The sequence below is a fragment of the Billgrantia desiderata genome (genome assembly GCF_900108215.1).
GTDB lineage: Bacteria > Pseudomonadota > Gammaproteobacteria > Pseudomonadales > Halomonadaceae > Halomonas > Halomonas desiderata.
Genome location: NZ_FNVC01000009.1, coordinates 134982 through 156678 on the forward strand (window position 1 = coordinate 134982; position 21697 = coordinate 156678).

At 62.8% G+C, this 21697-nt stretch carries 18 protein-coding genes, 4 tRNA genes and 2 rRNA genes; all 24 read right to left on the reverse strand.

Annotation, left to right across the window (positions count from 1 at the left end; all coding sequences use genetic code 11):
- Positions 1–6: 6 nt before the first annotated feature.
- The gene (gene rplW, locus C4S71_RS10660) at positions 7–303 is read right to left on the reverse strand and encodes a 50S ribosomal protein L23 (RefSeq protein ID WP_010626469.1); all 297 of its coding nucleotides are present in this window, start codon (positions 301–303) and stop codon (positions 7–9) included.
- Positions 300–905 carry a 50S ribosomal protein L4 gene (rplD, locus tag C4S71_RS10665; RefSeq protein WP_086507993.1) on the reverse strand — a complete coding sequence of 202 codons (606 nt, stop codon included), beginning with the start codon at positions 903–905 and terminating at the stop codon, positions 300–302. Before rplD ends, rplW begins: the two co-directional genes overlap by 4 nt.
- 14 nt (positions 906–919) lie before the next feature.
- Positions 920–1558: a 50S ribosomal protein L3 gene (gene rplC / locus C4S71_RS10670; RefSeq protein WP_103969106.1), complete on the reverse strand. Its 639-nt coding sequence runs from the start codon at positions 1556–1558 to the stop codon at positions 920–922.
- 150 nt (positions 1559–1708) lie between these two features.
- Complete coding sequence (gene rpsJ, locus C4S71_RS10675; RefSeq protein ID WP_010626466.1) at positions 1709–2020, reverse strand: 30S ribosomal protein S10; 312 nt, start codon at positions 2018–2020, stop codon at positions 1709–1711.
- Between the two features lie 164 nt (positions 2021–2184).
- Entirely contained in the window at positions 2185–3378 is a 1194-nt protein-coding gene (gene tuf / locus C4S71_RS10680; protein WP_086507991.1) for an elongation factor Tu, read from the reverse strand.
- A 29-nt stretch (positions 3379–3407) separates the two neighbouring features.
- Entirely contained in the window at positions 3408–5528 is a 2121-nt protein-coding gene (gene fusA, locus C4S71_RS10685) for an elongation factor G (protein ID WP_086507990.1), read from the reverse strand.
- Between the two features lie 45 nt (positions 5529–5573).
- On the reverse strand, positions 5574–6044 hold the full coding sequence (rpsG, locus tag C4S71_RS10690; protein WP_010626463.1) for a 30S ribosomal protein S7: 471 nt from the start codon (positions 6042–6044) through the stop codon (positions 5574–5576).
- A 125-nt stretch (positions 6045–6169) separates the two neighbouring features.
- Complete coding sequence (gene rpsL, locus C4S71_RS10695) at positions 6170–6544, reverse strand: 30S ribosomal protein S12 (protein WP_010626462.1); 375 nt, start codon at positions 6542–6544, stop codon at positions 6170–6172.
- Between the two features lie 145 nt (positions 6545–6689).
- Positions 6690–10910: a DNA-directed RNA polymerase subunit beta' gene (gene rpoC, locus C4S71_RS10700; protein WP_103969107.1), complete on the reverse strand. Its 4221-nt coding sequence runs from the start codon at positions 10908–10910 to the stop codon at positions 6690–6692.
- Between the two features lie 11 nt (positions 10911–10921).
- Positions 10922–15001 carry a DNA-directed RNA polymerase subunit beta gene (rpoB, locus tag C4S71_RS10705; RefSeq protein ID WP_103969108.1) on the reverse strand — a complete coding sequence of 1360 codons (4080 nt, stop codon included), beginning with the start codon at positions 14999–15001 and terminating at the stop codon, positions 10922–10924.
- 234 nt (positions 15002–15235) lie between these two features.
- Positions 15236–15607 carry a 50S ribosomal protein L7/L12 gene (gene rplL, locus C4S71_RS10710; RefSeq protein WP_086507987.1) on the reverse strand — a complete coding sequence of 124 codons (372 nt, stop codon included), beginning with the start codon at positions 15605–15607 and terminating at the stop codon, positions 15236–15238.
- Between the two features lie 86 nt (positions 15608–15693).
- On the reverse strand, positions 15694–16197 hold the full coding sequence (gene rplJ / locus C4S71_RS10715) for a 50S ribosomal protein L10 (protein WP_086507986.1): 504 nt from the start codon (positions 16195–16197) through the stop codon (positions 15694–15696).
- Between the two features lie 265 nt (positions 16198–16462).
- Positions 16463–17155, reverse strand: a complete 693-nt coding sequence (gene rplA / locus C4S71_RS10720; RefSeq protein ID WP_103969113.1) for a 50S ribosomal protein L1 — start codon at positions 17153–17155, stop codon at positions 16463–16465.
- Positions 17156–17157: 2 nt separating this feature from the next.
- Complete coding sequence (gene rplK / locus C4S71_RS10725) at positions 17158–17589, reverse strand: 50S ribosomal protein L11 (protein ID WP_010626456.1); 432 nt, start codon at positions 17587–17589, stop codon at positions 17158–17160.
- An 88-nt stretch (positions 17590–17677) separates the two neighbouring features.
- A complete protein-coding gene (nusG, locus tag C4S71_RS10730; RefSeq protein ID WP_010626455.1) occupies positions 17678–18211 on the reverse strand; it encodes a transcription termination/antitermination protein NusG in 534 nt (177 codons plus the stop codon).
- 8 nt (positions 18212–18219) lie between these two features.
- Complete coding sequence (gene secE / locus C4S71_RS10735) at positions 18220–18588, reverse strand: preprotein translocase subunit SecE (protein ID WP_010626454.1); 369 nt, start codon at positions 18586–18588, stop codon at positions 18220–18222.
- A 67-nt stretch (positions 18589–18655) separates the two neighbouring features.
- Positions 18656–18731: transfer RNA gene (locus C4S71_RS10740), tRNA-Trp, on the reverse strand.
- 142 nt (positions 18732–18873) lie between these two features.
- Positions 18874–18948, reverse strand: a tRNA-Thr gene (locus C4S71_RS10745).
- Positions 18949–18985: 37 nt separating this feature from the next.
- Positions 18986–19059, reverse strand: a tRNA-Gly gene (locus C4S71_RS10750).
- Positions 19060–19103: 44 nt separating this feature from the next.
- Positions 19104–19187 (reverse strand) — tRNA-Tyr (locus C4S71_RS10755).
- A 116-nt stretch (positions 19188–19303) separates the two neighbouring features.
- On the reverse strand, positions 19304–20143 hold the full coding sequence (locus tag C4S71_RS10760) for a type III pantothenate kinase (protein ID WP_086507983.1): 840 nt from the start codon (positions 20141–20143) through the stop codon (positions 19304–19306).
- Entirely contained in the window at positions 20140–21123 is a 984-nt protein-coding gene (locus tag C4S71_RS10765) for a biotin--[acetyl-CoA-carboxylase] ligase (protein ID WP_086507982.1), read from the reverse strand. Before C4S71_RS10765 ends, C4S71_RS10760 begins: the two co-directional genes overlap by 4 nt.
- Before the next feature lie 264 nt (positions 21124–21387).
- Positions 21388–21503 (reverse strand): 5S ribosomal RNA (gene rrf / locus C4S71_RS10770).
- A 103-nt stretch (positions 21504–21606) separates the two neighbouring features.
- Positions 21607–21697, reverse strand: a 23S ribosomal RNA gene (locus C4S71_RS10775); the annotation flags it as partial.

Below are 21697 nucleotides of genomic sequence, written 5' to 3' on the forward strand. Positions count from 1 at the left end.
CTGCCCTTATTCGGCGCCAGTGAAGTCTTCGAGCGTTTCACCAGCTGCCAGGGTCACGTAAGCCTTGCGATAACCCTGACGGCGGCCCAGACCGTGCGCGCTGCGCTTGGTCTTGCCCTTCATGTTCAGCACCTGGACGCGGTCGACCTTCTTGCCAAACAGCACCTGAACGGCCTGCTTGATTTCGGGCTTGGTCGCGTCGCTGGCCACCTTGAACACATACTGGTTGCGCTCGGCGGCGAAAGCGGCCTTCTCGGTCACGTGCGGACCAAGCAGAACCTTGAATACGCGCTCCTGGTTCATGCCAGCTTCTCCTCGAATTTACGCAGAGCAGAGACGGTGACCAGCACCTTGTCGAAGGCGATCAGGCTCACCGGATCGGCGGCAGCCACGTCCACCACATCCACGTTGGGGATGTTGCGGGCGGCCAGATAGAGCTTCTCGTCGACTTCCTCAGTGACGATCAGCGCCTTCTCCAGACCCAGCTCGTTGAGCTTGGCTACCAGCTGCTTGGTCTTGGGCGCATCGACGGTGAACTCGTCGATGGCGATCAGACGCTCCTGGCGTACCAGCTCGGACAGGATGGAACGCATCGCGGCGCGATACATCTTGCGGTTGACCTTCTGCGAATGGTCCTGCGGACGGGCCGCAAAGGTCACACCACCGCTGCGCCATAGCGGCGAACGGATGGTACCGGCGCGTGCGCGGCCGGTGCCCTTCTGACGCCACGGCTTCTTGCCACCGCCGCGCACGTCGGAACGGGTCTTCTGAGCACGGGTGCCCTGGCGACCACCGGCCAGATAGGCGGTGACGACCTGGTGAACCAGCGCCTCGTTGAATTCTTTGCCAAAGGTGGCGTCGGCGACTTCGACAGTACCTGCGCCTGCAGCAAGATTCAGATTCATCGGATCTCTCCCCTTCAGCCAGCTTTGACGGCGCTGCGAACGATGACGTCGCTGCCGGTAGCACCGGGCACGGCACCCTTGATCAGCAGCAGGTTGCGCTCGGCATCGACCCGCACGACTTCGAGGCTCTGGACGGTGCAGCGGACGTTGCCCATCTGACCGGCCATCTTCTTGCCCTTGAAGACACGACCCGGGGTCTGACACATGCCGATGGAACCCGGCGCACGATGCGACAGGGAGTTACCGTGGGTGGCATCCTGGGTACGGAAGTTCCAGCGCTTGACGGCGCCTTGGAAACCCTTGCCCTTGGAGGTGCCGGTCACGTCGACCTTCTGACCAGCTTCAAAGAGGGATACGGTGAGTTCGCCGCCCACTTCCGGAGCCTCTTCACCTTCATTGAGGCGGAACTCCATCAGCGAACGACCGGCCTCGATACCAGCCTTGGCGTATTGACCTGCCTGCGCCTTGGTGAGGTGTTTGGCCTTGCGGGAGCCGGTTGTGACCTGAATCGCCGCATAGCCGTCGGACTCGACGGTCCGCACGCTGGTGACGCGATTCGGTTCAACCTCGATCACGGTTACGGGCACGGAAGCGCCATCTTCGGTAAAGACACGGGTCATACCGGCCTTTCTACCGACCAAACCGATAGTCATTCTCAGTCTCCTTTAGTGTACGGGGCTATCACCCGCTATGGCTGCCCTTTCCAGAGCATTCCACTAGCACGTTGTATGACGCCATCACGGCGTGGCGGCTGCTGCTCTCACTCGCTTGAAAGAGCGCTGGGCCGCGGGTGTCTAGTGTGGTTAGTCGAGCTTGATCTGAACGTCCACGCCAGCGGCGAGGTCGAGCTTCATCAGGGCATCGACGGTCTTTTCGGTCGGCTCGACGATATCGAGCACACGCTTGTGAGTGCGGATCTCGTACTGGTCACGCGCGTCCTTGTTGACGTGCGGCGAGATCAGCACGGTATAGCGCTCACGATTGGTCGGCAGCGGGATCGGACCGCGCACCTGGGCGCCAGTACGCTTGGCGGTATCAACGATCTCCGCGGCGGACTGGTCGATCAGGCGATGGTCGAATGCCTTCAACCGAATGCGAATCTTCTGGTTCTGCATTTGCCCTAAACTCCAATGGATGTCGACGGCGCGAGCCGCCTACCCACGCATTCAAAGGATGCGCATTATATGCACGCCTGATGCGAGAGTCAAACACTCCGCATCAGGTGCGCAGAAAGGGGGCTCCTCGCGGAGCCCCCTTCGATCAGTCAGCAGCCCAGGGCTTACTGAACGATCTTGGCCACGACGCCGGCGCCGACGGTACGGCCGCCTTCACGGATGGCGAAACGCAGACCTTCGTCCATGGCGATCGGAGCGATCAGGGTGACGACCATCTTGACGTTGTCGCCCGGCATGACCATCTCGACGCCTTCCGGCAGCTCACAGGTACCGGTCACGTCAGTGGTACGGAAGTAGAACTGCGGACGGTAGCCCTTGAAGAACGGGGTGTGACGACCACCCTCTTCCTTGGACAGCACGTAGACTTCGGCTTCGAAGACGGTGTGCGGGTTGATGGAGCCCGGCTTGGCCAGAACCTGGCCACGCTCGACTTCGTCACGCTTGGTGCCGCGCAGCAGGGCGCCGACGTTCTCACCGGCACGACCTTCGTCGAGCAGCTTGCGGAACATCTCGACACCGGTAACGGTGGTCTTGGTGGTGTCCCTGATACCGACGATCTCGACTTCCTCGCCAGCCTTGACGATGCCGCGCTCGATACGACCGGTGACCACGGTACCGCGACCGGAGATGGAGAATACGTCTTCGATCGGCATCAGGAACGGCTGATCGATGGCACGCTCCGGCTCCGGGATGTAGTCGTCCAGGGCCTTGATCAGGTTGGCAACGGCGGTGGTGCCCATGCCGTTCTCGTCTTCACCGTTCAGCGCCATCAGGGCGGAACCGGTGATGATCGGCGTGTCGTCGCCCGGGAAGTCGTACTCGTTGAGCAGTTCGCGGACTTCCATCTCGACCAGCTCGAGCAGCTCCTCGTCATCGACCATGTCGGCCTTGTTCAGGAACACGACGATGTACGGAACGCCAACCTGGCGCGACAGCAGGATGTGCTCGCGAGTCTGCGGCATGGGGCCGTCGGCAGCGGAACAGACCAGGATGGCGCCATCCATCTGAGCGGCACCGGTGATCATGTTCTTGACGTAGTCGGCGTGCCCCGGGCAGTCGACGTGGGCGTAGTGACGCGCCTCGGACTGGTACTCGACGTGCGAGGTAGCGATGGTGATGCCACGCTCACGCTCTTCCGGCGCATTGTCGATGGAGTCGAACTGACGCCATTCACCGCCGAAGACCTCAGCAGAAACGCGAGTCAGAGCCGCAGTCAGAGTGGTCTTGCCGTGGTCGACGTGACCGATGGTGCCGACGTTGACGTGCGGTTTGGAACGTTCGAATTTTTCCTTAGCCACTTCGATAACCTCTTTACGTTTGCTAGCGGTTAGCCTTTCTGGTTGATGACGGCTTCAACGATGCTGGAGGGCGCCTCTTCGTACTTCGCGAACTCCATAGTGTAGCTCGCACGACCCTGGGTCTGAGAACGCAGATCGGTTGCGTAACCGAACATCTCGCCCAGAGGCACCATCGCGCGGATGATCTTGCCGGAGGAAGAGTCATCCATGCCCTGCACCAGACCGCGGCGACGGTTGAGGTCGCCCATGACGTCACCCATGAAATCCTCGGGAGTCACGACTTCGACCTTCATCACCGGCTCCAGCAGCACGGCCTTGGCCTTGCGGGCCCCTTCCTTGACAGCCATGGAAGAGGCGACCTTGAACGCGTTCTCGTTCGAGTCCACGTCATGGTAGGAGCCATCGTACAGCGTGACCTTGACGTCAATCATCGGGTAACCCGCGATGACACCGTTCTGCAGCTGCTCGTAGGCCCCTTTCTCGACGGCACCCACGTACTCCTTGGGTACCACACCGCCGACGATCTCGGAGGCGAACTTGAAGTGCATTTCTTCGTCGCCTTCCTTGTCCGCCTCGGTGAGCGGCTCGATGCGCAGCCAGACATGACCGTACTGGCCACGACCGCCGGACTGACGCACGAACTTGCCTTCCTGCTCGACCTTGCCGCGAATGGTTTCGCGGTAAGCCACCTGCGGCTTGCCGATGTTGGCCTCGACCTTGAACTCGCGACGCATGCGGTCGACGATGATGTCGAGGTGCAGCTCGCCCATGCCGGAGATGATGGTCTGACCGGTCTCTTCGTCGGTCTTGACGCGGAATGACGGATCTTCCTGGGCCAGCTTGCCCAGCGCCACGCCCATCTTCTCCTGGTCGGCCTTGGACTTCGGCTCCACGGCAACCGAGATGACCGGCTCGGGGAATTCCATCCGCTCGAGAACGATCTTGTTCTCCAGATCGCACAGGGTGTCACCGGTGGTGACGTCCTTCAAGCCGATGCAGGCGGCGATGTCGCCGGCGCGCACTTCCTTGATCTCCTCGCGGGAGTTGGCGTGCATCTGAACCAGACGACCGATGCGCTCCTTACGCTCCTTGACGGAGTTGTAGACGCTGTCGCCGGAGTTGACCACGCCGGAATATACGCGGATGAAGGTCAGGGTACCGACGAAGGGGTCGGTGGCGATCTTGAACGCCAGGGCAGCGAAAGGCGCGTTGTCGTCCGCCTCACGCGTGGCAATGGTGCCGTCCTTGTCGTCCAGCTCACCCTCGATGGCCTTGACCTCGGCCGGAGACGGCATGTACTCGATCACGGCGTCGAGCACCGCCTGCACGCCCTTGTTCTTGAACGCGGAGCCGCAGGTGACCAGCACGATCTCGTTGTCCAGCGTGCGACGACGCAGACCGGCCTTGATCTCCTCGGTGGAGAGCTCGCCCTCTTCGAGGTACTTGTCCATCAGCTCTTCAGAGGCTTCAGCAGCGGCCTCGACCATCTGCTCGCGGTACTCCTCGGCCGTCTCCTGGAGCTCGGCGGGAATGTCGACGAGCTCGTAGCTCATGCCCTGGTCGGCTTCGTTCCACAGGATCGCCTTCATCTCGATGAGATCGATGACGCCCTTGAACTCGTCCTCGGTGCCCCAGTTGATCTGGATCGGCACGGCGTTGGCGTTCAGGCGCTCCTTGAGCTGCTTGACCACCATGAAGAAGTCGGCACCGGTGCGGTCCATCTTGTTGACGAACACCATGCGCGGCACTTCGTACTTGTTGGCCTGGCGCCAGACGGTCTCGGTCTGAGGCTGAACGCCGGAGCTGCCGCACAGCACCACGACGGCGCCATCGAGCACGCGCAGGGAGCGCTCGACTTCGATGGTGAAGTCGACGTGCCCAGGAGTGTCGATGATGTTGATGCGGTGCTCGTCGAACTGCTGGTTCATGCCCTTCCAGAAGGTCGTCACAGCAGCGGAGGTAATGGTGATACCGCGCTCCTGCTCCTGCTCCATCCAGTCGGTGGTCGCCGCACCATCGTGCACCTCACCGAGCTTGTGAGACAGACCGGTGTAGAACAGCACACGCTCGGTAGTGGTGGTCTTGCCCGCGTCGACGTGGGCACAGATCCCGATGTTGCGATAGCGGTTGAGAGGTGTCTTGCGTGCCACGGTGAAACTCCCCGTTGGTTGGCGATGCGTTGAGAGGCGCTGCGCTTAGAAACGGTAGTGCGAGAACGCCTTGTTGGCCTCGGCCATGCGATGCACGTCTTCACGCTTCTTGACTGCGGAGCCCTTGCCTTCGGCGGCATCGAGCATTTCGCCGGCGAGGCGCTGCACCATGGTCTTCTCACCGCGCTTGCGCGCCGCATCCACCAGCCAGCGCATGGCCAGCGCCTGGCGACGCGAGGGACGAACTTCCACGGGCACCTGATAGGTCGCACCGCCAACGCGGCGGGACTTGACCTCGACCATCGGCTGAATGGCTTCCAGCGCGCGATCGAAGATCTCCAGCGGCTCTTCCTTACTACGTTCGGCAACCGTGTCCAGCGCACCGTAGACGATACGCTCAGCTGTGGACTTCTTGCCGCTGACCATCAGGTGGTTCATGAACTTGGCCAGGCGCTCGCTTCCGAACTTGGGATCCGGCAGGATCTCGCGCTTGGCGACAACTCTTCTTCTAGGCATGACAAGCCCTCTATCGAAGGGTCTTTCAGGCAAACCCGGAACTCCCGCACGCTCGACTCGAACCCGCGACGCCCGACCTTACTCTTATCAGACCGAAATTGATTCTATTGACGCACCGAGCCCGATCAGGACTTGGGACGCTTGGTACCGTACTTGGAACGGCCCTGCTTACGGTTCTGCACGCCGGAGGTGTCGAGAGCACCGCGCACGGTGTGGTAACGCACACCCGGCAAGTCCTTGACACGGCCGCCGCGGATCAGCACGACAGAGTGTTCCTGAAGGTTGTGGCCTTCACCGCCGATGTAGGACGAAACCTCGAACCCGTTGGTCAGGCGCACACGGCAGACCTTACGCAGGGCCGAGTTCGGCTTCTTCGGGGTAGTGGTGTAAACGCGGGTGCAGACACCGCGCTTCTGCGGACAGGCCTGCAGCGCCGGCACGTCGCTCTTGGCGGCGGGGCGCTTGCGCGGCTTGCGCACGAGCTGGTTGATCGTTGCCATGTTGTGTAGCTGACTCCAATGGTTGCCTTGCCTTTTCAGCGGACGCGGGCGCACCCACCCCACTGTTAAAGGCTGCGCATTCTAAGGTCTAACGGGGTGAGGCGTCAAGCGACAAGAGCTTCCCGACGCTTGACGCCCACCTCGCCTACAGCTCGTCGTCGTCCGAGTCGAGGGCGGTGAGCTGGGCACCCAGCTCCTGCTCGACGTCGAAGGCCGACGGGTGGAGCAGACGCTCGGTGTCTTCCCGCTTGCGGCGACGCTCCTGGTGATGGGCCAACCCGGTACCTGCCGGAATCAGGCGACCGACCACCACGTTCTCCTTGAGGCCGCGCAGATAGTCGCGCTTGCCGGTTACCGCCGCCTCGGTCAGCACCCGCGTGGTCTCCTGGAAGGAGGCCGCGGAAATGAACGACTCGGTGGCCAGGCTGGCCTTGGTGATGCCCAACAGCACACGCTGGTAGCGGGCCGGGAACTTCTCGGCCTGCTCCAGCAGCGCATTCTGCTCGAGCACCTTCACCAGTTCGACCTGGTCGCCCGGGATGAACTCCGAGTCGCCCGAGTCGGTGATCTCCACCTTGCGCAGCATCTGACGCACGATCACTTCGATGTGCTTGTCGTTGATGCCCACGCCCTGGAGGCGATAGACCTCCTGGATCTCGGCGGTGATGTACTTGGCCAGCTCCGCCACACCCAGCAGGCGCAGGATGTCGTGGGGGTTGCTCGGGCCGTCGGAGATCACCTCGCCCTTCTCCACGGTCTCGCCTTCGAAGACCGCGATCTGGCGCCATTTCGGGATCAGCATCTCGAACGGATCGCCACCGTCGTCCGGTGTGATCGTCAGGCGACGCTTGCCCTTGGTCTCCTTGCCGAAGCTGATCGTACCGCTGATCTCGGCGAGGATGGCCGGCTCCTTCGGCTTGCGCGCCTCGAACAGGTCGGCCACGCGGGGCAGACCCCCGGTAATGTCCTTGTTGCCGGATGCCTCCACCGGGATACGCGCGACGATTTCGCCGATGCCGATCTTGGCTCCGTTGTCGACCGAGACGATGGCCTTGCCGGGCAGCAGGTACTGTACCGGGGTGTTGGAGCCCGTCACGCTGATCGGCTCGCCGCTCTCGTCGGTGAGCAGGATCATCGGTCGGCTGTCGCGGCCGGCCTGCGGGCGTGCCGCCGACTCGATCACCTCGATGGACGACAGGCCGGTCATCTCGTCCACGCTGCGGTGGATGGTGACGCCCTCGACCATGTCGACGTACTGCACCTTGCCCTCGACCTCGGCGATGATCGGGTGGGTGTGCGGGTCCCACTTGGCGACCATCTGGCCGGCGTCGACCGCATCGCCATCCTTGACCGACAGCTCGGCACCGTAGGGCAGCTTGTAGTACTCACGCTCGCGGCCGTGCTCGTCGGCCACCGCCAGGGCGCTGGAGCGGGACACCACCACCAGCTTGCCGTCGGTGCGCTCGACGAACTTCATGTTGTGCAGACGCACCTTGCCGCCGTGCTTGACCTGCACGCTGTCCACCGCCGAGGCACGCGATGCCGCACCGCCGATGTGGAAGGTCCGCATGGTCAGCTGGGTACCCGGCTCACCGATCGACTGGGCGGCGATGACGCCGACGGCCTCGCCGATGTTGACCTGATGCCCGCGAGCCAGGTCGCGGCCATAACAGGACGAACAGACCCCGTGGGTCGATTCGCAGGTGATGGCGCTGCGCACCACGATCTCGTCGACGCCCATGGTGTCGAGACGCTCGCACCAGGCCTCGTCGAGCAGGGTACCCTTCTCGATCAGCACTTCTTCTGTGCTGGGGTCGATGACGTCCTGGGCCACCACGCGACCCAGTACGCGCTGGGCCAGGGAGACGATGATGTCGCCGCCCTCGATGACCGGATGCAGGGTCAGGCCCTGCTCGGTGCCGCAGTCGGTCTCGGTGATCACCATGTCCTGGGCCACGTCGACCAGACGACGGGTCAGGTAACCGGAGTTGGCGGTCTTGAGGGCGGTATCCGCCAGACCTTTCCGCGCACCGTGGGTCGAGATGAAGTACTGCAGTACGTTCAGACCCTCGCGGAAGTTGGCCACGATGGGCGTCTCGATGATCGAGCCGTCCGGCTTGGCCATCAGGCCGCGCATGCCCGCCAGCTGACGGATCTGAGCCGCGCTACCCCGGGCACCGGAGTCGGCCATGATAAACACGCTGTTGAACGAGTCCTGCTCCACCTCGTTGCCGTCGCGGTCGATCACGGTCTCCTTGGAGATACCCGCCATCATCGCCTTGGCCACCTTGTCGTTGGCCTTGGACCAGATGTCGATGACCTTGTTGTACTTCTCGCCGGCGGTGACGAGACCGGAGGAGAACTGGTCTTCGATCTCCTTGACCTCGGCCTCGGCGGCTTCGACGATCTCGCTCTTGGCGTCGGGAATGACGAAGTCGTTGACACCGATGGACGCGCCGGACCAGGTCGCCATGCGGAAGCCGGTGTACATCAGCTGGTCGGCGAAGATCACCGTCGGCTTGAGGCCGGCGCGACGATACACCTCGTTGAGCAGCTTGGAGATCGCCTTCTTCTTCATCGGCTGATCGACCAGCTCGAAGGGCACGCCGTCGGGCAGGATACGGAACAGCAGCGCACGACCCACGGTGGTGTCATAGAGGGTGCGGGCGGTGCTGCGCTCGCCGCTCTCCTCGTCGATGATCACCTCGGTGAGACGCACCTTGACCCGGGCATGCAGCGACACGCTCTGGGTACCGAAGGCACGCTCCACCTCTTTGAGGTCGGAGAACACCATGCCCTCGCCCTTGGCGTTGATCTTCTCGCGGGTCATGTAGTACAGACCCAGCACCACGTCCTGAGACGGCACGATGATCGGATCACCGTTGGCCGGCGACAGCACGTTGTTGGTGGCCATCATCAGCGCCCGCGCCTCGAGCTGGGCTTCCAGCGTCAGCGGCACGTGCACCGCCATCTGGTCACCGTCGAAGTCGGCGTTGTAGGCGGCACACACCAGCGGGTGCAGCTGGATCGCCTTGCCTTCGATCAGCAGCGGCTCGAAGGCCTGAATGCCGAGGCGGTGCAGGGTCGGGGCGCGGTTGAGCAGCACCGGGTGTTCGCGGATGACGTCGGCGAGGATGTCCCACACCTCGGGCAGCTCGCGCTCGACCATCTTCTTGGCGGCCTTGATGGTGGAGGCGTGACCCAAGGCCTGCAGCTTGGAATAGATGAACGGCTTGAACAGCTCGAGCGCCATCTTCTTGGGCAGGCCGCACTGATGCAGACGCAGGGTCGGGCCGACGGTGATGACCGAACGACCGGAGTAGTCGACGCGCTTGCCCAGCAGGTTCTGACGGAAACGGCCCTGCTTGCCCTTGATCATGTCGGCCAGCGACTTCAGCGGACGCTTGTTGGAGCCGGTGATGGCACGGCCGCGACGGCCGTTGTCGAGCAGCGCATCGACCGCTTCCTGCAGCATGCGCTTCTCGTTGCGCACGATGATGTCCGGCGCATTGAGGTCGAGCAGCCGCTTCAGGCGGTTGTTACGGTTGATCACCCGACGGTACAGGTCGTTGAGGTCGGAGGTGGCGAAGCGACCGCCATCCAGCGGCACCAGCGGACGCAGGTCCGGCGGCAGTACCGGCAGCACTTCCATGACCATCCACGCCGGATCGTTGCCGGAGTTGAGGAAGGCCTCGAGCAGCTTGAGCCGCTTGGAGAGCTTCTTGATCTTGGTCTCGGAGTTGGTCTGCGGGATCTCCTCGCGCAGACGGTCGACCTCCTCGGAGAGGTCGATGTCCTTGAGCAGCGCCTGGATGGCCTCGGCGCCCATGCGGGCGTCGAAGTCGTCACCGAACTCCTCGAGAGCCTCGAAGTACTGCTCGTCGTTGAGCAGCTGGCCGCGCTCCAGCGTGGTCATGCCCGGGTCGATGACCACGAAGCTCTCGAAATAGAGCACCCGCTCGATGTCGCGCAGGGTCATGTCGAGGAACATGCCGATACGCGACGGCAGCGACTTGAGGAACCAGATGTGCGCAACGGGGCTGGCCAGCTCGATGTGGCCCATGCGCTCGCGGCGCACGGCGGCCTTGGTCACCTCGACGCCGCACTTCTCGCAGATGATGCCGCGGTGCTTCATGCGCTTGTACTTGCCGCACAGGCACTCATAGTCCTTCACCGGACCGAAGATCTTGGCGCAGAACAGCCCGTCCCGCTCCGGCTTGAAGGTGCGGTAGTTGATGGTCTCGGGCTTCTTGACCTCGCCATAGGACCAGGAGCGAATCATGTCCGGCGAGGCGAGCGAGATCTTGATCGCGTCGAACTCTTCGGACTGTGATTGCGATTTGAGGACTTTCACCAAATCTTTCATGGAGTCGGCTCCTAGCTCTCTAACTCGATATCGATGCCCAGCGAACGGATTTCCTTCACCAGTACGTTGAAGGACTCCGGCATGCCGGCATGCATGGTGTGGTCGCCGTCGACGATGCTCTTGTACATCTTGGTGCGACCTTCCACGTCGTCGGACTTCACCGTGAGCATCTCCTGGAGGGTGTAGGCGGCGCCGTAGGCTTCCAGCGCCCACACCTCCATCTCACCGAAACGCTGACCGCCGAACTGCGCCTTGCCGCCCAGCGGCTGCTGGGTGACGAGCGAGTAGGAGCCAGTGGAACGGGCGTGCATCTTGTCGTCCACCAGGTGGTTGAGCTTGAGCATGTACATATAGCCCACTGTCACCGGGCGGTCGAAGGCGTCACCGGTACGCCCGTCGTACAGCGCCATCTGGCCGGAATCCGGCAGATCCGCCAGGCGCAGCAGATGCTTGATCTCGCCTTCCGCCGCGCCGTCGAACACCGGCGAGGCCATCGGCACGCCGCCGCGCAGGTTCTTGGCCAGGGCGATCACCTCATCGTCGGTGAGCGAGTCGATATCCTCGATCCGCGTACCCTCGGTGGAGTTGTACACCTTGCCCAGGAACTCACGGATCTCGCTTACCTGCTGGGCGCGTGCATCGCGCAGCAGGGCATCGATCTTGACGCCGAGGCCGTGAGCCGCCAGACCCAGGTGGGTCTCGAGGATCTGACCGACGTTCATCCGCGACGGTACGCCCAGCGGGTTGAGGACGATGTCCACCGGTACGCCGTTGTCGTCGAAGGGCATGTCCTCCACCGGCATGATCGCCGAGATGACACCCTTGTTACCGTGACGGCCGGCCATCTTGTCGCCCGGCTGGATGCGACGCTTGACCGCCATGTAGACCTTGACGATCTTGAGCACGCCCGGCGCCAGGTCGTCGCCCTGGGTCAGCTTGCGCTTCTTGTCCTCGAAGCGCTCCTCCATCTCCTTGCGACGGCTCTCCAGCTGCTCGTCGGCCTGGGCCAGCAGCTCGTTGAGCGACTCGTCCTGCAGACGCAGCTTGAACCACTGCTGACGCGGCAGCTCGTCGAGATAGCTGTCGGAGAGCACGTCGCCCTTCTTCAGCTTGGGACCGCCATTGACCGGCTGGCCGGAGAGCGTGCGCTTGAGACGCTCGAAGGTGGCGTCCTCGGCGATACGGTAGGTCTCCTGCAGGTCCTTGCGCACCTCGTCGAGCTGCATCTGCTCGATGGCCAGCGCCCGGGAGTCCTTCTCCACGCCGTCGCGGGTGAACACCTGCACGTCGATCACGGTACCGCGCATGCCGGTGGGGGCACGCAGCGAGGTGTCCTTCACGTCGGAGGCCTTCTCACCGAAGATCGCCCGCAGCAGCTTCTCTTCCGGAGTCAGCTGGGTCTCGCCCTTGGGCGTGACCTTGCCCACCAGGATGTCGCCCGGGCCGACTTCGGCGCCGATGTAGACCACACCGGCCTCGTCCAGCTTGGAGAGCGCCGACTCACCCACGTTGGGGATATCCGAGGTGATCTCCTCCGGCCCCAGCTTGGTGTCGCGGGAGACGCAGGTCAGCTCCTGGATGTGGATGGTGGTGAAGCGATCCTCCTGCACCACGCGCTCCGAGAGCAGAATCGAGTCCTCGAAGTTGTAGCCGTTCCAGGGCATGAAGGCGATGCGCATGTTCTGACCCAGGGCCAGGTCGCCCATGTCGACGGAGGGACCGTCGGCCAGGATGTCGCCACGCTCGACCACGTCGCCGGGACGCACGATCGGGCGCTGGTTCATGCAGGTGTTCTGGTTGGAGCGCACGTACTTGGTGAGGTTGTAGATGTCGACGCCGGCTTCGCCGCCGATGATCTCGTCCTCGTTGATGCGTACCACGATGCGCTTGGCGTCGACCGAGTCGATCACCCCGCCGCGCCGCGCCACGGCACAGACGCCGGAGTCACGGGCGACGAAGCGCTCCATGCCGGTACCCACCAGCGGCTTCTCGGCGCGCAGGGTCGGCACCGCCTGACGCTGCATGTTCGAGCCCATCAGAGCGCGGTTGGCGTCGTCGTGCTCGAGGAACGGGATCAGCGCTGCGGCCACGGAGACCACCTGACGCGGCGAGACGTCCATCAGGGTGACCTGCTCGGGGCGCATGAAGGTGGTCTCGCCCTTGTGGCGCACCTGCACCAGGTCGTCGACCAGCTTGCCGCTCTCATCGACGGTGGCCGAGGCCTGGGCGATGATGAAATCCCCTTCCTCGATGGCCGAGAGGTGCACCACCTCGTCGGTCACCTGACGATCCACCACCTTGCGGTACGGTGTCTCGAGGAAGCCGTAGCTGTTGGTATGGCTGTAGGTGGCCAGCGAGTTGATCAGGCCGATGTTCGGACCTTCCGGCGTCTCGATCGGACACAGGCGACCGTAGTGGGTGGCGTGAACGTCGCGCACCTCGAAGCCGGCCCGCTCGCGGGTCAGACCGCCCGGCCCAAGCGCGGAGACGCGGCGTTTGTGGGTGACCTCGGAGAGCGGGTTGTTCTGGTCCATGAACTGCGACAGCTGGCTGGAACCGAAGAACTCCTTGACCGCCGCCGCCACCGGCTTGGCGTTGATCAGGTCCTGCGGCATCAGGCCTTCGCTCTCGGCCATGGAGAGACGTTCCTTGACCGCACGCTCGACGCGCACCAGACCCACGCGGAACTGGTTCTCGGCCATCTCGCCGACGCAGCGGATACGACGGTTGCCCAGGTGATCGATATCGTCGACTTCACCGAAGCCGTTACGGATGTAGATCAGCTCCTTGAGCACGTCGAGGATGTCGCGATTGTCGAGCACGCCGGAGCCAGTGTCGGACTCGCGACGCAGGCGACGGTTGAACTTCATGCGACCGACGCCGGAGAGGTCGTAGCGGTCTTCGGTGAAGAACAGATTGTGGAACAGCGTCTCGGCGGCCTCCTTGGTGGGCGGCTCGCCGGGGCGCATCATGCGATAGATTTCGACCAGCGCCTCGAGCTGCGAGCTGGTGGTATCCAGGCGCAGGGTCTCGGAGACGAACGGACCGCAGTCGAGATCGTTGGTGTATAGCGTCTCGAGCTTGGTGATGCCGGCCTGGCCCAGCTTCTCGAGCAACTCCGGAGTGATCACGCTGTTGCAGGGGCAGATCAGCTCGCCGGTGTTGGCGTCGACCTGATCCTTGGCCAGGGTCTTGCCGTACAGGTAGTCCATCGGCACTTCGAGGCGCTCGAGGCCGGCCTTCTCCAGCTGACGGATATGCTTCTGGGTGATACGACGACCTTCCTCGACGATCACGTTGCCATCGGCATCCTTGATGTCGAAGGTGGCGGTTTCGCCACGCAGGCGCGACGGCACCAGATCCACCGAGAAACCACTCTTCTCGATGTGGAAGACGCTGGTGTCGAAGAACTCGTCGAGGATCTCCTCGGCGCTCATGCCCAGCGCACGCAGCAGTACCGTGGCCGGCAGCTTGCGGCGACGGTCGATACGCACGAAGACGTTGTCCTTGGGATCGAACTCGAAGTCGAGCCAGGAGCCACGATAAGGAATCACGCGAGCGGAATAGAGCAGCTTGCCCGAGGAGTGGCTCTTGCCCTTGTCATGATCGAAGAACACGCCCGGGGAACGGTGCAGCTGGGAGACGATGACCCGCTCGGTGCCGTTGACCACGAAGGTGCCGTTCTCGGTCATCAGGGGGATCTCCCCCATGTAGACTTCCTGCTCCTTGATGTCCTTGATGGCCTTGTTCGAGGAATCGCGATCATAGATGATCAAGCGAACCTTGACCCGCAGGGGAGCGGAGTAGGTGACGCCACGCAGCTGGCACTCCTTGACGTCGAAGGCCGGGGTACCGAAGCGATAGCTGACGTACTCGAGCGCGGCGTTACCGGAGAAGCTCTCGATCGGGAACACGGACTTGAACGCCGCGTGGAGGCCAGTCTCGAGGCGCTCATCGGGCGCACGGTCCTGCTGGAGGAAGTCGTAGTAGGAATCAAGCTGGATCGCCAGCAGGTAGGGCACATCCATCACTTGGGGCAGTTTGCCGAAATCCTTGCGGATGCGTTTTTTCTCAGTGTATGAGTAAGCCATCTGTATTCCCCAGCTTGTTCACCATGGGTGACCGATGCGTGGTCGGCGCCGCCCGACGAGACCGCCCCCGTCAGGCGCTGACGGCAAGCTCCGCAGGGGTAGCTCGCCGTCGGGATTCTGCTAGCGACGCTGCGTCAGCAAGGCGCTAGTGCAACAGAAAAAGGCCGGCAGCGGGAGGGCCCGCCACCAGCCGTGGAAGCTTACGCAGCGCGTGAAGCCATGGAAACCAAGGGGTTACTTGAGTTCCACGGTGGCGCCGGCTTCTTCCAGCTTCTTCTTGGCCTCTTCGGCCTCTGCCTTGGGCATGGCTTCCTTGATGGTAGCCGGGGCGCCGTCGACGGCAGCCTTGGCTTCCTTCAGGCCCAGACCGGTGATCTCGCGCACGGCCTTGATCACGTTGACCTTCTTGTCGCCGGCGCTGGCCAGCACCAGGTCGAACTCGGTCTGCTCTTCGGCAGCGGCTTCACCGCCAGCAGCCGGACCAGCCACAACGGCGGCAGCGGCAGAGACGCCGAACTTCTCTTCCATCGCTTCGATCAGCTCGACGACTTCCATGACGGACATGTCGGCGACGGCGTTGATGATGTCTTCTTTGGTCAGTGCCATTTCGGTATTCCTAACTTTGCGGGAGCCTCGGCGCACCGAGCGCTCTGTTCAGTGTTCGATTCAGGCTACAGCAACGAGTTCGCCGATCAGGCGGCCTGTTCCTGCTTCTGGTCGCGCAGGGCGGCCAGAGTACGAACCAGCTTGCCGGCAGAAGCCTCCTTCATGACGGACATCAGCTTGGCGATGGCCTCGTCATAAGTCGGCAGGGTTGCCAGACGGTCAATGTCGCTTGCCGGGATCAGCTCGCCTTCGTAGGCCAGCGCCTTGACTTCGAAGTTCTTCTCGTCCTTGGCGAAATCCTTGAACAGACGGGCGGCAGCGCCCGGATGCTCGGTGGAAAACGCCAACAGAGTCGGACCGACGAAGCTCTCGTTCAGGCACTCCCACTGAGTGCCGGAAAGGGCGCGGCGTGCCAGGGTGTTGCGAACAACACGCAGCTGGACGCCATTCTCGCGGGCCTGCTTGCGCAGACCGGTCATCTTCTCGACCGTGACGCCACGAGAATCGGCAACTACGACGGAGAGCGCGCTCTTGGCAGCTTCACTGACCTCGGCAACGATTGCCTTCTTGCCTTCGAGTGCTAGTGGCACAGTGATCACTCCTTCGTGCCGGAACCGCCTAAGCGGACTCCGGTGGTTACCATCTCTCCCCTCAGCGCAAGCGCCGAAGGGAGTCCTGGGTGATGGTGCTCACCAGCGTTCTGGCGGCCACACCATCTGCGCAGGCACCCCTAGGGGAGATTAAGCCGCCCACTCGAAAGAGGGCGGCACCTGCGGTCTTTGACGGTGCCCCTCGCCCCTGCCAGACAGGGTCTCGGGGACCGCAAAGTTCTTGCAACTATCCTCTACCGTGTCCTTAGACGAGGGCAGAGTGATCGAGGGTCAGACCCGGGCCCATGGTAGTGGACAGGGTGACCTTCTTGAAATAGATACCCTTGGACGTGCTCGGCTTGAGACGCTTGAGGTCGGCGATCAGCGCTTCCAGGTTGCCCCGGATGGCGTTGGCATCGAAGTCGACCTTGCCCAGGGTGGTGTGAATGATGCCGTTCTTGTCGGTACGGAAACGCACCTGACCGGCCTTGGCATTCTTCACCGCGGTGGCCACGTCGGGCGTCACGGTGCCGACCTTGGGGTTCGGCATCAGGCCGCGCGGACCGAGGATCTGGCCCAGCTGACCGACGACACGCATGGCGTCCGGCGAGGCGATGACCACGTCGAAATCGAGCTGGCCCTTCTTGACCTGCTCGGCCAGATCGTCCATGCCAACGATATCGGCACCGGCTTCCTTGGCAGCGTCGGCGTTGGCACCCTGGGTGAACACGGCAACGCGCACTTCCTTGCCGGTTCCGTTGGGCATGACGGTAGCGCCACGTACCACCTGGTCGGATTTACGCGGATCGACGCCCAGATTGATGGCGACGTCCAGCGACTCCTTGAACTTCACGGTAGAGAGCTCGGCGAGCAGCGCCACGGCCTCTTCCAGGCTGTAAGCCTTGGAAGCATCGACCTTCTCGCGAATCATCTGAGCACGCTTGGAAAGCTTGGCCATGATCACAAACCCTCCACGTTGAGGCCCATGCTGCGGGCACTACCGGCAATGGTACGCACCGCGGCGTCGAGATCGGCAGCCGTCAGATCCGGCTCTTTGGTCTTGGCGATCTCTTCGAGCTGTGCACGGGTCACGGTACCGACCTTCTTCTTGTTCGGCTCGCCGGAGCCGGACTTGATGCCAGCCGCCTTCTTCAGCAGGACGGCCGCCGGCGGCGTCTTGGTGATGAAGGTGAAGCTGCGGTCGGAATAGACGGTGATCACCACGGGAGTCGGCAGACCCGGCTCGATGTCCTGGGTCGCGGCATTGAACGCCTTGCAGAACTCCATGATGTTGACACCGTGCTGACCCAGCGCGGGGCCCACGGGGGGACTCGGATTGGCCTTACCAGCTGCCACCTGCAGCTTGATGTAAGCCTGTACTTTCTTGGCCATGATGGACTCCAGTTGGGTAGTAGCGCCTTGCGGCTCCCCGGATTAAGCGGCCACCGCAGTGGCCGCACAGCAAATCAGAGGTCGAGAATCATTCCTTCTCGACCTGTGAGAACTCGAGCTCGACAGGCGTCGCCCGACCGAAGATCAGCACGCTGACCTGCAGGCGGCTCTTGTCGTAGTTGACCTCTTCGACCACGCCGTTGAAATCGGCAAAGGGGCCGTCGATGACACGCACGGACTGACCCGGCTCGAACATGGTCTTGGGCCGCGGCTTGTCACTGCCGTCCTTCACGCGACGCAGGATGGCATCGGCCTCTTTCTGGGTAATCGGCGCCGGCTTCTCCTTGGTACCGCCAATGAACCCCATCACACGCGGGGTTTCGTTGACCAGGTGCCAGGTCCCGTCGTCCATTTCCATCTCGACCAGCACGTAGCCGGGATAGAACTTGCGCTCACTCTTGCGGCGCTTGCCGTCACGCACTTCGACGACCTCTTCGGTCGGCACCAGGATCTCGCCGAAGCGATCCTCCATGCCATACATCTTCACGCGCTCCTTGAGGGAGCGCATGACATGCTTCTCGAAGCCGGAGTAGGCGTGCACGACGTACCAACGCTTGGACATGAAGACTCCTAACCGATGACGCCGGACATCGCCCAGCTAAGAAGGGTGTCGATCAGCCACAGCATCAGCCCGACGATCAGCACGGCGACCAGGACGATAGCGGTCGTCTGCACCGTCTCGGGACGGGTCGGCCACACCACACGCTGAATCTCTTTCTTGGCGTTCTTGGCCAGCTCGGCGAGATCGCGCCCCCTGGCGGTCGTCAGGGCAATACCCGCAGCGCCCAGACAGAGCACCACGACACCCAGCACACGATAGAGGAGCGCCTGATCGGCGTAGTAGGTATTGCCCACCACAGCCAGCGTCACCAGCGTGACGACAACCGCCCACTTGAGCCCGTCGTGGCGCGACTCCTGCACCTCGGCGTTGTGTTTCATGAAAACGAGACTCCTCAGGGTGCGGCAATCGAGCATGTTCGTATGAAGAAGCCAACCTGGGGAAGGTTGGCAGGCCAGGAGGGAATCGAACCCCCAACCTGCGGTTTTGGAGACCGCTGCTCTGCCAATTGAGCTACTGGCCTGTATCTGCTACGCAGCCCCTCTTGCAGACGCATACGTAACAGCGGGCGCCATGATAGCGGATGCCCCGCCGACTGACAACCCTTCCCGGCAAACCTGCGCCGTGAAGAAAAGAAAGGCGAGCCCAAGCTCGCCTTTCCGTATTGGAGCTCATGGACGGATTTGAACCGTCGACCTCACCCTTACCAAGGGTGTGCTCTACCCCTGAGCTACATGAGCATAACCTTTTGCACTCAACCTACCAACGCCGAATGCCTGGAGCGGGCAGCGGGAATCGAACCCGCATCATCAGCTTGGAAGGCTGAGGTTCTACCATTGAACTATGCCCGCCTACCCACTCTTCCCATCCAGATTCACACCTCGATGGAACAATCTGGTGGAGGGGGAAGGATTCGAACCTTCGAAGCTTTCGCGGCAGATTTACAGTCTGCTCCCTTTGGCCACTCGGGAACCCCTCCAGATGGCGGCTCATTCTACCGCCTACCGAAGCCATGTCAAGCGCTTATTTATCAGCTACTTGCCGAAAAGCTCGTCACCTGGACGACCCCTTGGCTTCGGAACGCGCTGCATTGTGTCAAAGCAGCATGGAGAATGCAAGGCCCGCTCTGATTTTTTCCAGCCCTGCAGGGGCAGGCACACGGGGGGCGCCCGACATGCGTCCGGCTCGCTCGGCAGCGGTCAACGGGAAGCAGGCCTCGAGCCCGCCATAGACCATGTCGGGCCATATCGCGTGGGGCGAGTGCACCCCGCGCGCCACCACCCGCGCATCGCCGCCCGTCAGCAGCAGCGGGAGGGCGATCCCTTCACGGTCGCAGACCTCGGCGTAGATACGGTTGACGGCGCTGACCGCGGCCAGATAGATACCATGGTTCACGGCCTCGACGGTACGCCGCCCCGGCAGCAGCAGCTCCTCTGCTTCGCTGTCGGGATCGATGGCCACATTGCGCGTGCCAAGCTGGAGGCTCTCCTTCATCAGGCGCAGCCCCGGCAGGATATAACCGCCAAGGTGACGCCCGCCCGGCAGCACGAAATCGATGGTAATGGCACTGCCGCAATCCACGGCGCAGCAGCCCCCAGCCAGCTGGTAGCCGGCCAGCACGCCCATCCAGCGATCCACACCCAGACGATGGGGCTCCTCGTAGCCGTTCACCACACCCAAGGCTTCGGGCACCGAGCGCGCCACGTACACGCTACGCACACGGCTCTGCAGCAACGTCACCGTCTGCTCCAGCACCGCCTGACGCGCAACGCTCGAGATACGCACCGCCTCGACGACGTCCAGATCGGGAATATCGGAGCCAGGCTTCCACTCCTCACGGGTCCAGACGGCTCCCCGTGAGCGAATCTCGCTGCTGTCGGCATCCTTCAGCCGCCACTTGGAAAGCGTATTGCCGATGTCCAGGTCTAGGATCATGTACGCCCACGCACGCTGATCTCACCTCCTCCCAGGCGCTCACGCCCACGCTCATGGCAAACCCAGAGATTGCCGGAGGCATCGACGCTTTCGGCCGTTGCCATGAACCGCTGCTGCCCTCTCTGCACCTCGACCTGACAGCCCTGAAAGGCATGCCTCGCGTTCCACTCCTTCTGCCAGGCAGCAAAGCCGCTCACCTCATACCCGGCGAGCAGCGGCATGAGCTCATCCAGCAGCTCGGCGGCCAGTTGATTGCGCGATAGCGACGAGGCCTGGTCGTGCACCGCCGCCACCCTCTGCTCGATCTTCTCGCGAAAGCTTGCCGGAAGGTCGAAGTTGATGCCCATGCCCACCACGACCTCGCATGGCCCTGCAGCATCACCGCTGATCTCCACCAGAATGCCCGCCAGCTTCCCCAGGTGGCCATCTGCATCCTCGAGCAGCACATCGTTCGGCCACTTGAGCCTGGAAGATACACCGTGGCGCTCCAGCACGCGAGACAGTGCAACCCCTACCGCCAGGCTCAGCCCCTCCAGGGCCACCACGCCGGTTTCGAAGCGCCATCCGACCGACAGCATGAGCGCACGCCCCCAGGGCGTCGTCCAGACCCGGCCACGCCGGCCGCGGCCCGCGCTCTGCTGTTCCACCAGGCAAACCTCGCCATGACCGGCACCTTGAGCGAAGCGCTGGCGAATGAACTCGTTGCTCGAGGGCAGCGTCTCCTCGACGAAAAGCCGAGCCAAGTGCTGGCGCCCCTTGCGCGACAAACCCGCGACGATCCGCGAGCCGTCCAACAACTCCAGAGGCATGGAAAGGCGGTACCCTTGCCCCTTGACCGCCTCGAGGGGAATATCCATTGCTTCGAGCTTCTTGAGTTGCTTCCACACCGCGGTGCGCGATACACCCAGCCGCTCCCCCAACTGCTCGCCGGAGTGGAACTCGCCGTCACTCAGCAGCCGGATGAGATCACCGATGGTCATGCTCTATTGCCCTGGTCGGGGAAAAAGTCATTCTAGCGAACTGCCGCTGCTGCGGAAACGCATTGATCGGATAAAGAAAAACCCCGAGCACTTGCGTACTCGGGGTTTTGGCTAGATGAGGGACCTGAAACGGCGAAACCCAGCCTCTCTCGAAGCTGGGTTTCTGAAGAAGTGCCTGACGACCCGGGCGGCGCTCCGCTACTCTCCGTGGGAGGCCCCCAAACGGCGAAACCCCGACCAGTTGGCCGGGGTTTCTGAAGAAGTGCCTGACGATGACCTACTCTCGCATGGGGAGGCCCCACACTACCATCGGCGCTGAGCGGTTTCACTGCTGAGTTCGGCATGGGGTCAGGTGGTTCCCACTCGCTATGGTCGTCAGGCGAAAACGGTTGGAATCATGCTGACGCGATCGTCTCGACCCGGCTCTCGCTCAGGCGCGTATCCGTCAATGTCGTGCGCAATGCGCAAACCCCTTGGGGTTATATGGTCAAGCCTCACGGGCCATTAGTATCGGTTAGCTCAACGCCTTGCAGCGCTTCCACACCCGACCTATCAACCAGCTGGTCTCGCTGGG

What these genes read in the sequence shown, in the direction of transcription:
- secE (WP_010626454.1), bottom strand. Translation starts at nt 18,588, where the DNA reads ATGAAACACAACGCCGAGGTGCAGGAGTCGCGCCACGACGGGCTCAAG.
- rplW (WP_010626469.1), bottom strand. Translation starts at nt 303, where the DNA reads ATGAACCAGGAGCGCGTATTCAAGGTTCTGCTTGGTCCGCACGTGACC.
- rpsL (WP_010626462.1), bottom strand. Translation starts at nt 6,544, where the DNA reads ATGGCAACGATCAACCAGCTCGTGCGCAAGCCGCGCAAGCGCCCCGCC.
- C4S71_RS10765 (WP_086507982.1), bottom strand. Translation starts at nt 21,123, where the DNA reads ATGACCATCGGTGATCTCATCCGGCTGCTGAGTGACGGCGAGTTCCAC.
- rpoC (WP_103969107.1), bottom strand. Translation starts at nt 10,910, where the DNA reads ATGAAAGATTTGGTGAAAGTCCTCAAATCGCAATCACAGTCCGAAGAG.
- rplC (WP_103969106.1), bottom strand. Translation starts at nt 1,558, where the DNA reads ATGACTATCGGTTTGGTCGGTAGAAAGGCCGGTATGACCCGTGTCTTT.
- rplK (WP_010626456.1), bottom strand. Translation starts at nt 17,589, where the DNA reads ATGGCCAAGAAAGTACAGGCTTACATCAAGCTGCAGGTGGCAGCTGGT.
- rplA (WP_103969113.1), bottom strand. Translation starts at nt 17,155, where the DNA reads ATGGCCAAGCTTTCCAAGCGTGCTCAGATGATTCGCGAGAAGGTCGAT.
- C4S71_RS10760 (WP_086507983.1), bottom strand. Translation starts at nt 20,143, where the DNA reads ATGATCCTAGACCTGGACATCGGCAATACGCTTTCCAAGTGGCGGCTG.
- nusG (WP_010626455.1), bottom strand. Translation starts at nt 18,211, where the DNA reads ATGTCCAAGCGTTGGTACGTCGTGCACGCCTACTCCGGCTTCGAGAAG.
- rpoB (WP_103969108.1), bottom strand. Translation starts at nt 15,001, where the DNA reads ATGGCTTACTCATACACTGAGAAAAAACGCATCCGCAAGGATTTCGGC.
- rpsG (WP_010626463.1), bottom strand. Translation starts at nt 6,044, where the DNA reads ATGCCTAGAAGAAGAGTTGTCGCCAAGCGCGAGATCCTGCCGGATCCC.
- rplL (WP_086507987.1), bottom strand. Translation starts at nt 15,607, where the DNA reads ATGGCACTGACCAAAGAAGACATCATCAACGCCGTCGCCGACATGTCC.
- rplD (WP_086507993.1), bottom strand. Translation starts at nt 905, where the DNA reads ATGAATCTGAATCTTGCTGCAGGCGCAGGTACTGTCGAAGTCGCCGAC.
- rpsJ (WP_010626466.1), bottom strand. Translation starts at nt 2,020, where the DNA reads ATGCAGAACCAGAAGATTCGCATTCGGTTGAAGGCATTCGACCATCGC.